The following is an 11,475-nucleotide window of genomic DNA, read 5'->3' on the forward strand; positions in this document are numbered from 1 at the left end:
GCTCCGCTCGCCACCGCACCCGCTGCGGCGGCACCGGCCCCTACGCCCGCACCGACACCACCGCCCGAGCCCATGCTGGACATCGCCGGTACCACCAGCCGCATCAGCGCGGGCAGTGCGACCGCAGCCATCAACAGGACGGCGACGCCTGCGAGTTTGTAGTGCCGGGCCTGGTCGCTGTCGCTCAGCTCGTTGGTGGCGCCGATCATGGCGGCACCCGAGTACATGATCAGCCCGACCACCGGTTTGAACGCCAACCAGGCGACCATCCAGGCGATGTGCTTGCGCCACCAGTTCCCGCCCGTCTCGGTCATCGAGGCCGCGGCGGCCAGCGGCAGCGTGCCGGTGAGCAGCACCATCACACCCAGCCGGATGTACATCAGGATGACGTGGATGCAGCCGGCGATCAGCAGCAACAGGCCGACGATGATCAGCAGGAAGGCGGTGAGCCCGTCGGTACCGCAGTTGGCGATCAGCTTGAGCTGTGCCTTGATGCCCTCTTCGTAGAGATGCTGGGAGTAGGCGTCCGCCTCACTGGCGAGCCAGTTGGCCACCCACCAGGCGGCACTGACCGTGAGGATCATGCGGACCAGGCCCTGGAGCGCCACGACCAGGGGTTGTCCCTTGCGCTCCAGCGCCATCCGGAAGGCCGCCGCCAGCAACGACGCGACCGCGATCGTGACCACCAACCAGTTGGTCTGCAGGTGGATGTTGTCGTTGAGCGCCTCGTCGCCGATCGTGGGGATGTTGCCGAGGTTGGCGAAGAGTTCGACGGCAGCGCCCAGGATGGCCGCGGCGATATCGCTCAGGATGCCATCGATGCCCCGCTCGAAGAAGCCGACGACCTGTCCGATGGTGCCGATGTAGACGGCGTCACCGGTAGCGCACTCCGACACGTCACACCTCGTTCCACAGCACGAAGCCGACGAGGGAGAGCACCGGGTTGGCCCGGGTGTACAGGCCACCGGAGCTCAGCGGCCGCAGCTGCCAGTCCACGCCGTTCCAGTCGACGATGTAGTCGACCGAGGCGTAGAGCACGTTCGCCTGCCGGACCAGCACCCGGACGGTGGCGGTGCTCGGCGCGTACCTCAGCACCACGAAGCCGGCCAGCGCGTTCGAGGTCTGCACCGGCCCGGTCTCCGGCATCGACGCCCGCATCGCGTCGAAGTAATCCCGTCCCAGGCCGGGCACGAGTTGCTGGTCGCTGACCGTACGCCAGTCGGGGCCACTCATCTGGCGGGAGATGGTGTGTGCCGCCATGACCGCCCCCATCGGGGTGTGCGCAAAGCACCAGAGCAGCGGTCCGGTGGTCTTCAGCGGCCCCGCCGAGGCGGACGTCGGCGTGTCCGCCCCGTTGAGTGGTCGCCACCTGATGTCCTTCGGCGCCTCGCTCGGAAGCTGCTGCACGGAGTCGTCGGTGCGGCAACCCTGCGGCCGGGATCCGTCCGGCTCGAGGCCACCGATCACCGGTCCGGCGGCCGCGGCGCTGGAGTTGGCGTCCCGGCCGCCATCGAGCGCCGCGACCGTGCCGGTGCAGAGGGCCAGGGCCAGAAAGGCGGCCGACAGCTGCCATCGGCGGTGCTGCCAGAACGGCTTCTCCTCGCCCATCTCATCGTCGAATCCGAATCTTCTTCTCATGACACCTTCCCGGTCCAGCGGACGACCGCTCGGTCCTCGGTCGAACAGGCGGTCAGCTGCCGTCCCCGCCTCCCCCGGTGCCGAACACCCAGGTGACGATCGGACCGGCCATGGCGACCAGGATGCAGCCACCCAGCACCATGCCGAGGCGGCTCATGTGCTCCGAACTCTCGCCACGCTTGTGCGAGATGGCCATGACCGCGCCGGTCACCAGCACCCCGACGACACCGGCCGCCGTGCCTCCCCAGGAGATCAGGCCCAACGCCTGCTCGACCTTGTCGGCGAGACCTTCTGGCAGATCGCCATTGGAATCCGGTTGCGGCACCGCGGCGGCCAGACCGTCCGGTGCCCGCAGCACGGCAGGAATCCCGAGGACCGCGCGCAGGTAGAGGTCAGAGAGAATCATTCGAAGCTCCTTCCAGATTGGATGGTCGTTTTTTCACTCGGGCTCACGTGCCGGAGTGAGAATCAGCCCGTGATGTCGAGCCACGCCAAGATCGGGCCGGCGGTGGTGGCGAGCAGGCACGCCGAGAGGACAAAGGCGATGCTTTTCGTGTACTCGGTCCGCTCTTCGAGGGCACCCCGACGCAGCTGCGAGGCCAACGTCGCGCCGGTGATGAGCAGACCCGTCACGCCAGCGGCACTCACCAGCCAGGCCATGAAGTCCAGCAGCTTCGAGACGGCCCCGTCGGGGTTGGTGTTCACCGTGTACTCCTCGACCGCCGGTGGTGAGAAGAGGAGGCTGTTGGACGGGGTGTCACATTTGAACTTCCCGGCATGCACCACACCGGAGAGCTTGCACTTGGTCGCCCCGGTGATATCGACATTGTCCTTCGTCACCGACTCCCCCGTGAGACCGGTGTGCATCTCGATATCCATCTTCACGCTGTCGCCCGGGTTGTACGCGGCGGTCATCTTGTAGGACCCGTTCGTCGAGTTCCGCTTCCCCGTACATTCCCGGTCACCGTTGTTGGCCGCCGGCCTCCTCATGGTGGTGGTGGTCTTCAGGCAGAGGGTGTAGTTGTAGACGGCGTCACCACCATCGATCTCCACCTCGTAGACGCCGTCGGCCGCCCGTGCCTGCGACGGCGCCAGCAGGCCCAGCCCGACCAACCCCAGCGCGGCGACGACAACTGTCGCGGCGATCCGGACTGCCCTGATCACGGCTGCCTCCGGCGCTCGACCTGCGGACCCACCACCGCGGCCAGGCGGGACAACTGCCGGGGCGGGCGTTTCGGCTGCTCGCCCACCCGATACGACGGGATCCACGGCAGCCGGTGCACCGGCGCGATCGAGCGCAGCAGCCGGATCCGGCCGAGCAGCGGCGCCGGCAGCCCACCCGGGGCGTCGGCGATCAGCACCACGCCCAGCAACCGCATCCCGGCCGGGTGCCGGCCGTCCCGCATCGCGTGCAGCGCGCGGGAGACCGCCCGCAGCCCGTCCAGGTTGGTCCGCCCGACCACCATGACCTGGGCGGGTTCGGCGAGGGCCGGGTCCGGCCAGCGGCAACCGATGTCGGTGCCACCCAACAGCCGGGTGAGCGTGCTCGCGCCCGCACCACCATGGGCGCCGATCCATCCGATGCCGTCCTCGGAGAGGGTGTCGCGCCGCCAGGCCGAACGGTCGTCGTACCCGGCCACGACACGCGGATCGGCTGGTCCCGATCCCATGGTCGGCACCTCCGGTCGCCGCAACGCCACCGACCCGTTGCCCATCTGCCTGGCCTCCCTTCCCGCTCGTCGTCGCGGCCATCACGCCGCGCCACCGGTCGGAGCCGGTGACGGCCGCTCTACGGCGCGGCCACCCGCTCGGTTCAGCACGACTTCCGAGTTTTTCCGCGACCCTCCCCGGACGGCCTCCGGCAACCGCCGACGCGGCCGCGGTGACCAGGTGATCGACGATCTACCCGCCCAGGCGAGCGGAAAAGAAATCGGTACCCACGGCGAACCCGACGCCCCGCAGAGCCGTTGAGGACGGGCATGACCCCGACCTCCGGCGCCGGCGAGTCCGTCCCACCGTCGGCCGTCGCACTGGCCGCGGCCCTGGCCAGCGTGCGTCGTGCACCCGTCGGACGCCGGTGGGCGGAGCAGCCATGGGCGTGGGCGGCGGATTCCCGCAGCGCCGATCGCGACCGTGCCCTCAGCCGCGCCAACCAGGCCGGAGCCCTCGCCGCCAAGGAGTACCTCGACCACCGCGCCACCCCGGCCGGTCATCCGGCGTACGAGAAGGAACGGCAGGAGCGGAACTGGACGAGCGCCGAGTACTCCCGGTTGCGCCGCGCGGCTCTGGCCGGGCCGCGCGTCACCTTCGCCGCGCAGCTCACCAGCGTGCGCGGCGCAGGTCGGGTGGGTCGGCCGGCGGTCCCACCGCGGCTCGGCACACCTCGCCGACGGCGGGCACGCACCAGATGAATCGGCTGTCGGCGGTTCCCCGCCGCGATCACCCCGAAGGAGCGCACGCATGCCCGAATTCAGGTACGAGCACACGACCGCACCGGAGCTACCGGACCGGGCCCGTACCTTCGCCGGCACCCCCACAGCGCCGGAGGTGGAGTCCCCGCAGCGGCAGCGCAGCGTGCCGACCGATCCGTACCCCCCGGGGGCGCCGGCATACCCACAGCAGTACCCGGCCTCCCGGTCACCGGGGCAGCCACCACCGCCTCCGCAGTTCACCGACTCCTTCAACGGCAACCGGCGGCTTCCCCCGGCCGCCGGAAACCGCCACCGCGAGAGCCCGCCCTCCACCTCTCCGACCAGCACAGATGCCGGGGTGGCGCGTGCCCAGGCAGGGCTGCGCCGGAGATCCACAGTCGTCGCCAGCCCCGCCGCGCTCGTCAACACCGCTGTCGAGTTGGGTGTCATCACCGCCCCGCCGCGCCGCGCCGGCCCGATCGCCACGACCCCGCCCACCGAGCGGGAGGCGAACCAGGCCGCGCAACGTGCCGGTTTCCAGAACCTGAAGGCCTTCAAGAATTTCCTGATCGAGAGTTTCCCGCCCGGGACCGAGTTCATCGTCGGCGCGACAAGCACCATCGCGGGACTGGTGGAGGGCTGGGCCGCCCGTAGCCTGAACATCACCTCGGCGGTGGCCGCCGGCCTGAAATCCGGCGCGGAGTTCGTCGACGCGCTGGAGAAGGGTGACTACACGAAGGCCGCGCTGCAAGGGCTCCATTTGATCGGCCTGGGCCTCAACATCGACGGCGCGGCCCGCAACATGCCCGCGCTGACCGCTGCGGGAGGACTCGTCGGCACCACCGTGGGTTACGCGAACTCCCTGGTGGAGCAGCGCAGAGCGGCATGGGAGCGGTCGACGCGGATGGACACCGAGCGGGGCCACACCGGCCGGGGAACGGGTACGCCCAGCCCATCGGGCAGTCAGCGGGGGCAGTCACCCACGCGCAGCCGCTGACACCCGGCGCGGGCGCTCATCACCCGGCGCGGGCGAGCGCCACCCCGGCGCGGGCGGGGCTCGCCCCCGGCGCGATCAGCGCGGCGTGGCCGGGTCCTGGGCGAGCGGAGCGGTCACGACCGCCGAGCCGTCGATCAGCCCGACAGTGATGAACGACAGCTCCTCGACCGGCAGGGACGTCTCGCCGGCCACCTCGTGCGGACCGGCCGAGGCCGTCCAGTCCCGCACCACATGGGTGGCGCCGTCGCGGGTCACCGCGAACAGGCGGTACTGGATGCCCGGGCGCAGCCCACTGACCGTGATCCGGATCGTGGACCTGCCCTCGTCACCGGTGACGATGGCGACGGAGAGGCTCGCGCCGTAGCCTGGCGCCGCACCGGAGGCGGTCAGCACCGGCTCGGAGCCGGCGTTCCACTGGTTGACCGCCACCACCCCACCGGCCAGCGCCAACGCGACGAACGCCGCCGCGGTGGCCCAGACGAATCGTCGCCGCCGACGGGCTCCGCCTGCCGACCCGGGACGGGTGCCGGCAGCAGGTCTGCCCGGCGGCCGGGTGGCTGCCGGCCGCACCGAACCGGCGACGCCGTCGGTGGTTTCGGGGAGTCGGGTCGCCGCGACATCGTCGGTGGTCTCGACAGGCCGGGCCACCGCGACGTCGTCGGGCCGTTCGGCCGTCGCCGGTTCGGTGACCGGCGTCACCGCCGGGGTGGACGACGCCGGGGTGGACGACGGGGCCACCGCCGGGGTGGACGACGGGGCCGGCGGATCGGTGGTGGGCGGCAACCAGTCCGCCTCACCGAGCCCGGCCAGCCCGCCGATCGAGGGACCGATCCGAGCCGACTCCTCGAGGCACTCCCAGCAGCCGGCGAGATGTTCCTCGAACGCCTCGCGTTCCGCGTCGTCCAAGGCTCCGAGCAGGTAGAGGGTCAACCTCTCCTGCTCTGCCGTGGCGTGCTCCCCGCCTGCGCGCATCCAGCCCTCTCCTCAACGGGTCCTCGGCACCACGCGGTGTGTCTGTCAGGGTCCGGGGCGGCCTCAGGATCAGGACGACTCGGTAGAGCCGATCGCGGCGTGCAGGGCGCGCACCGCGTAGAAGGCTCTGGACTTCACCGTACCCTCGGGTATTCCCAGACGCACCGCCGCCTCGGCGACGGAGGCGCCCCGGTAGTACATCTCAAGTAGCACGGCACGGTGCTCCGGACTGATCTTGCCCAGGGCGATCCGGACCGCGTGGACGTTCACCACCCGATCCATCTCGTCGTCCGTGGTGGGTACCCGGTTCAGGTCCGGCAGGCTGACCTCTGCCGGCCGTGCCTGCCGCGCCCGCATCGCGTCGATCGCCACGTGCCGGGCAACCGTGTAGAGCCACGGCGCGATCTTCGACGGGTCGGCGGCGAGCGTCTCCGCGTGCCGCCAGGCCCGCAGGAACGTCTCCTGCACCAGGTCCTCGGCGAGGTCCTGCTGCCCGAGCAGCAGGCGGGTGAGGAACCGGTGCAGGGGTCGGCGATATTCCTCGACGACCCGTCGAAGTAGCGCCTCGGCGGCGGACGGCTCGACGGCGGCACCGTCCGCAAGACACGGTCCAGCCGATTCGTTGGGCACCGCCGACACAGACCGCCTCCCTGACGGACGGATGGCATCCTGCCGACCGGGGGGACGTGGCGTACCGGCGTCCTCGCGGCCCTGACGGCGAGCATAGCTCGGCCGTGGCCGACCCGCGCCGGGCAGGTGGCCCGGTGGCCGGTCGGGACGGCGGCCCCCGTCGTCGGGCCTGGACGGTCTCCGGTCATCATTGTCACCTCCACTGTCGACGGGGCCTGCCGACGCCCCAACGCGCGAGCTGCCGGAACGTCGCGCTGCCCCGGTTGACGACCGCGGACCCCGGCTGGTTCAGTTCCGGTCGCAGAAAAAATCCGGACCGGGGATGAACGTCGGACGGTGGAGATCCGTCACGACAGGTGTCGCTACGCCGAAAGGGATGGCCCGTGACAACCGACCTCGCATCCATCAGGTCCAGACTCGGCCGGACGCCGCGCAAGATCATCGCGGCGGCGCTTGCCGCACTTGCGGTGCTCTCCGCCGTCGTGGCCACCATCAACTGGGGTGTCGCCTCGGCCCGCGACGACACCGTGATCGGAGAGAAGGTCACCGAGAAGCAGATGACGGCGATCGCCGCCGCCGCCCGATCCTGCCCGGTCCTCACTCCGGCGCGGATCGCCGGGCAGCTGATGGCCGAGTCGGGTCTGGACAACCAGTCACGACGCACCGCCTCCGGCGGTCAGGGCATCGCCGGGCTCGACGACGAGGACTGGAAGACCTGGAAGCCGTGGCCGGACGCCGGGCGCTCGGACATCTCGGCGAGCATCCTGGCGCTGGCCCACCAGATGTGTGACTTCACCGGGCAACTGCGCCTGGCCGGCGTCTCCGGTGACCAGTGGCGGCTGGCGTTGGCCGCCTTCCACGCCGGGTTGCCCGCAGTCACCGAGGCCAACGCGGTGCCCGCCGGCGCCGTCGAGTACGTCGACCTGGTCAGCGGCTACGCCGGGTACTACGGCCAGCTCAAGCAGTTCGGCGGCAGCGGCATCCCCACCACGACGCCCGCACCGGCAGCCGACGCGAAGGGGGTTCCGGCCCAGTACGTTCCGCTCGTCGTCACCGCCGGGTCGGTCTGCGACCAGCTGACCCCGCCGATGATCGCGGCCCAGTTGATGGCGCTCTCCGGGTTGGACGCCAACCTGCTCGGCCCCGCCGGGCAGCGCGGCATCGCGCAGTTCCGGCCCGAGGTGTGGCAGGCGTACGGCCCCGACGGCGGCTCCGCCTGGGACCCCTCCACGGCGATTCCGACCCTCGGCACCGCGATGTGCCGGCTGACCGAGGAACTGTCCAGCCTCGACGGCGACCCGTACCTGCTGGCACTCGCCGCCTACCGGGACGGTCCGACGACCGTACGGCAGACCGGCGGCACCGTCGACCCGGGCACCGAGACCTACCTGCGGGCGGTGAAGGCCCTCACCGACTTCTACACCCTCGACACCCGGCTGGCCCGGCCCGCGCCGGCCCCCACCCCGTCGAAGGAACCGCCGGCGGACGCGCCCGACCCGGACGAGAGCGAGTCGACCGAACCGCCGGCGACCAAGCCGGACCCACCGGCCGACCCGCCCGCCGCCGACCCGGAGCCGGAGGAGACGACCACCAAGCCGAACCCACCGGCCCAGGAGCCCGCGCCGAAGCCGACCCGTCCGGAAGGTGCGAAGCAGATCTTCCACCCGCGTACCGGCCAGTGCGTCAGCTCCGGCAACACCGGAGACGGCACCCGGCTCAAGCTGAAGAGGTGCACCGAGGATCCGGCGCAGTGGTGGCAGTTCCACAAGGACGGCACCATCCGCGCCCGTGGCCTCTGCATGGACATCGCCTGGGCCGGTTCGGAGGACGGCACCGCGATCCAGGTGGCCGTCTGCAGCGGCAACAAGGCGCAGACCTGGACGCACAACGACAAGGGCGGTCTGATCAGCGGACTCAACGGCAAGTCCGTCGACGTGGACATGAACGTCCAGGGCGAAAAGCCGCTGGAGCTCTGGATCTACGTCGGTAACGCCGAGCAGACCTGGCGCACGCGGTAATTCGGCACCGAAAAGGGGTACGGGCGCGCTGCCCGTACCCCTTTTTTCGTGCTGCTGGCCCGCTAGCCGAAGGCCCGGCGGCGACGCAACAGGTGCAGCGTCAGGAAGGCACCCCCGCCGACCAGGGCGAAGCCGAGCAGGACGACGGCGCCCAAGCCACCACCGTCACCACCGCGATCCGCTCCGGCGCCGACCACAGGCTGGCCCTCGACCGGCCGCGCGACCGAGGCAGCCGGGTTGATCATGCCTGAGCCGTACCTGACGTCGGGGGTGTCACCACCTACCGCATCGGCGGTGCTGCGGATGCGCTCCTCGACCTGGCCGGCGTTCAGCTCCGGATAGGCGGCCCGGACCAACGCGGCCTGCCCGGCCACGAAAGCCACGGCGAAGCGGGTTCCGGTGTAGCTCAGCGTGCCTGCCTTTCCCGGTCCGATGCTCGTCACGTCCGCCCCCGGCGCGACCACCTCCACCGCGTCGGGTTGATACTCCTCGACGAACTGGTTGTCGGCGCCGACCCCGCCGACCAGCAGCAGGGCGCCGGTGGCCTGGTCGCCGGGCGCCGGCAGGGTCACCGGCTTGGTCGGTGCGGCGGCAACCACGATCACGTCGTGGTTGAGGGCGGTGGTGAGCGAGGCGACGACCGCCGGCGCGGACAGGTCCACGTGCGAGCCGAGCGCCACCACCGACGCGCCCGCGCTCACCGCCACCTCGATGGCGTTCGCCGCGTCCGTGGGCCGGCCGTTGCCCGACGGACCCACCATCCGGACGGGCAGGATGGTGGCGTCGGGCGCGAGACCGACCGAACTCTTCTCACCCCTGGTGTTCGCGGCGATGATGCTCGCCATCGCGGTGCCGGTGCCGAGGCAGTCGGTGTCGCCACGCCCGTTGCCGACGGTGACGTCCGCGCCGACCGCGATCCGGCCGTTGAGCTGTTCGAGCTGGCCGTCGACCCCGGAGTCGACCACGGCCACCATGACGCCGTTGCCACGGCTGAGGTCCCACGCGCCGTCAGCGGCCATCCGCAGCTGGGCCCAGTCCGAACGGCTGCTCGACCCGGCGGTGGCGGTGCAGTTGGTGGCACCCTTCGTGCCGGTGGGTGACGGGCTGGCACCAGGACTGCCACTCGGGCTGGGACTGGGACTGGGGCTGGGACTGGGACTGCCGGAGGGTTTCGGGCCCGGCGTCGGAGTCTTCGGTGTCGGTTTCGGTCCGGACGGGATCTGCCCGTACTTCACCCCCTCACCGGCCGCGTCCCACGGCAGCACCAGGTACCAGCCTCGGTTGAGCCGCGCCGGGTCGGTCAGGCTGGCCCCGTCCGGCTGCACCCGCCCGGCGTTCAGGTTGTAGATCTCCGCGGACCGCTCACCGCTGCCGAGAAAACGCATGGCGATCTCGGTGAGGTTCTCCGGTTGCCCCTGGTGGGCGGCGGTGACGACGTAGTACTTCACAAACGCCTGCGGGTCCGGCGGAGCCTTCTGGGCCGCGGACGGACCAGCCATGGACACGACCAGACAGCAGGCAACCACCACGCCCGCGAGCAGGCGTCCGAGTTTCGGGCGCTTCGCCAGCACTGATGTTCCTCCTTCAGTAGCCTGCGGCCGATCAGCCGGCCGACACCCTCTACAGCGGATGGCGGCCGCGTACGTTCAATCTGATCGGCAGAAACGTTAGAATTGATCTGAACCAGAGTCCGATGATGTCCGTCGTGAGGACGTAAGGGCCACGACGCCGACTGTTGTGACGGGTCGCGGGCCGCCACGGCCGGCAGCGAGCGGACGGTGGTGAGAACGCATGCACGGCACACCCACGGCGATGGACGCTAACATCGACAAGCCGCCGACCACACGTCGCTTCGACCCCCGACGGCACCGACGGATCACCGGGCTGTTCGATCTCTGGCTGGAGCCCGGGGCGCGCGGCGGCCTGGTGCTGCCGCTCAAGCCGGAGCGGCCCGTCACCGCGCGGACCATCGCCGACCTGGTCCGCCGCTCGGGCGAAGACGCCAACGACGTACGCATCCTGACCGCCGACGGTGCCCGGCACACCGAACTGTTCAGCGAGGTCGCCGGGCTGCTCGCCCATGACGTCCTGGTCACACCGGACGGCGCCGAGATCCGCCACCATGACCGGCAGGGCGTCGACGGCCCGCTGCACGCGGTCCCACTGGACCGGGCGACCCGCCGCCCCAGGGACTGGCTCGTGATCCAGCCGCCCGAGTTGGCCACCCCGCTGCCCGGCTGGTTCACCGTGGAAAGTGGCCTGGTCCGGCCCCGCCGGGGCGTGGTGGGGCTGCCGCTGCGCGGCGGTTTGGTCCTCGCCACCCGCGCCGACTTCGTCACCCGCCGCGCCACCGCACACCAACTCGACTCGGCCTCGGGCGGTCTGGTGACCGTCGCGGTGACGGCCCGGGCCGGTGGGTTCCTGGTCGGCGACTACGGCGGCACGCAGCGGGTGTACAACGGCGGGCAACTGGCCGCGCTACTGGGTGATCTTCCACTCTACGGCAGCGACCTGCGACTCTGGTTGACCTGGCCATCCGATCCGGACGAACAGCAGAGCCTCGGCGCGCAGGCCCGGGAGTTGGCCGAGACGACGGGCGCCACCGTCTGGACGCCACCCCCGGGCGGCAGCGCGGAGTTGGTCGACGGCCGACGGGACCTGCGCGCCCTCGACTACGCGGGGCAGCCCGCCGAGTGGCAGGCCCACCGCTCCCGGTTCGCCGCCGGTCCAGCGGCGCTGCGGACCACCCCGGACGGACTGCTCCTGTCGGCATCGACCCGTCCCACCATCACGGTGGTCATCCCACCCG

The 11,475-nt window shown here is 71.2% G+C and carries 11 protein-coding genes and 1 pseudogene; 4 read left to right on the forward strand and 8 right to left on the reverse strand.

Features of this window, described 5'->3' with window-relative positions; translation table 11 throughout:
• The 5 genes from C1I93_RS22965 to C1I93_RS22985 all read right to left on the reverse strand — a co-directional run.
• Window positions 1-896 (reverse strand): hypothetical protein (locus tag C1I93_RS22965; RefSeq protein WP_111245373.1); only part of this gene is annotated, 896 nt, incomplete at its 3' end.
• A gap of 1 nt (window position 897) precedes the next feature.
• Complete coding sequence (locus C1I93_RS22970; protein ID WP_111245374.1) at window positions 898-1,638, reverse strand: DUF8175 domain-containg protein; 741 nt, start codon at window positions 1,636-1,638, stop codon at window positions 898-900.
• 52 nt (window positions 1,639-1,690) lie between these two features.
• The gene (locus C1I93_RS22975) at window positions 1,691-2,044 is read right to left on the reverse strand and encodes a hypothetical protein (protein WP_111245375.1); all 354 of its coding nucleotides are present in this window, start codon (window positions 2,042-2,044) and stop codon (window positions 1,691-1,693) included.
• A gap of 62 nt (window positions 2,045-2,106) precedes the next feature.
• Window positions 2,107-2,802 carry a hypothetical protein gene (locus C1I93_RS22980; protein WP_223256150.1) on the reverse strand — a complete coding sequence of 232 codons (696 nt, stop codon included), beginning with the start codon at window positions 2,800-2,802 and terminating at the stop codon, window positions 2,107-2,109.
• Window positions 2,799-3,308, reverse strand: coding sequence for a hypothetical protein (locus tag C1I93_RS22985; RefSeq protein WP_223256149.1), 510 nt, complete (start codon window positions 3,306-3,308; stop codon window positions 2,799-2,801). The genes C1I93_RS22980 and C1I93_RS22985 overlap by 4 nt, the downstream gene beginning before the upstream one ends.
• 309 nt (window positions 3,309-3,617) lie before the next feature.
• Between C1I93_RS22985 and C1I93_RS22990 the strand changes: the two genes are divergently transcribed.
• Window positions 3,618-4,049, forward strand: coding sequence for a hypothetical protein (locus C1I93_RS22990; RefSeq protein ID WP_111245377.1), 432 nt, complete (start codon window positions 3,618-3,620; stop codon window positions 4,047-4,049).
• Window positions 4,050-4,098: 49 nt separating this feature from the next.
• Window positions 4,099-5,046 (forward strand): hypothetical protein, encoded by a 948-nt coding sequence (locus C1I93_RS22995; protein ID WP_111245378.1) that lies wholly within the window; start codon window positions 4,099-4,101, stop codon window positions 5,044-5,046.
• Between the two features lie 75 nt (window positions 5,047-5,121).
• On the opposite strand, the gene C1I93_RS23000 is transcribed toward C1I93_RS22995, so the two are convergent.
• Entirely contained in the window at window positions 5,122-6,018 is an 897-nt protein-coding gene (locus C1I93_RS23000; RefSeq protein ID WP_111245379.1) for a zf-HC2 domain-containing protein, read from the reverse strand.
• A gap of 69 nt (window positions 6,019-6,087) precedes the next feature.
• Window positions 6,088-6,657: a sigma-70 family RNA polymerase sigma factor gene (locus tag C1I93_RS23005; protein ID WP_111245380.1), complete on the reverse strand. Its 570-nt coding sequence runs from the start codon at window positions 6,655-6,657 to the stop codon at window positions 6,088-6,090.
• A gap of 374 nt (window positions 6,658-7,031) precedes the next feature.
• Between C1I93_RS23005 and C1I93_RS23010 the strand changes: the two genes are divergently transcribed.
• A complete protein-coding gene (locus C1I93_RS23010) occupies window positions 7,032-8,666 on the forward strand; it encodes a ricin-type beta-trefoil lectin domain protein (RefSeq protein WP_111245381.1) in 1,635 nt (544 codons plus the stop codon).
• 62 nt (window positions 8,667-8,728) lie between these two features.
• Here the strand turns inward: C1I93_RS23010 and C1I93_RS23015 are convergent, their stop codons facing one another.
• Window positions 8,729-10,165, reverse strand: a complete 1,437-nt coding sequence (locus C1I93_RS23015) for a S8 family serine peptidase (RefSeq protein WP_223256148.1) — start codon at window positions 10,163-10,165, stop codon at window positions 8,729-8,731.
• Between the two features lie 313 nt (window positions 10,166-10,478).
• Between C1I93_RS23015 and C1I93_RS23020 the strand changes: the two are divergent.
• Window positions 10,479-11,475 (forward strand): annotated as a pseudogene (locus tag C1I93_RS23020) (hypothetical protein); the annotation flags it as partial.

Origin of the sequence: Micromonospora endophytica (assembly GCF_003236305.1) — a bacterium.
GTDB classification, from domain to species: domain Bacteria; phylum Actinomycetota; class Actinomycetes; order Mycobacteriales; family Micromonosporaceae; genus Micromonospora; species Micromonospora endophytica.

Bases quoted from the DNA above. Each gene is read 5' to 3' on its own strand.
- C1I93_RS22975 (WP_111245375.1), bottom strand. From the start codon at position 2,044: ATGATTCTCTCTGACCTCTACCTGCGCGCGGTCCTCGGGATTCCTGCC.
- C1I93_RS22995 (WP_111245378.1), top strand. From the start codon at position 4,099: ATGCCCGAATTCAGGTACGAGCACACGACCGCACCGGAGCTACCGGAC.
- C1I93_RS23000 (WP_111245379.1), bottom strand. From the start codon at position 6,018: ATGCGCGCAGGCGGGGAGCACGCCACGGCAGAGCAGGAGAGGTTGACC.
- C1I93_RS23015 (WP_223256148.1), bottom strand. From the start codon at position 10,165: ATGGCTGGTCCGTCCGCGGCCCAGAAGGCTCCGCCGGACCCGCAGGCG.
- C1I93_RS22970 (WP_111245374.1), bottom strand. From the start codon at position 1,638: ATGAGAAGAAGATTCGGATTCGACGATGAGATGGGCGAGGAGAAGCCG.
- C1I93_RS22985 (WP_223256149.1), bottom strand. From the start codon at position 3,308: ATGGGATCGGGACCAGCCGATCCGCGTGTCGTGGCCGGGTACGACGAC.
- C1I93_RS22990 (WP_111245377.1), top strand. From the start codon at position 3,618: ATGACCCCGACCTCCGGCGCCGGCGAGTCCGTCCCACCGTCGGCCGTC.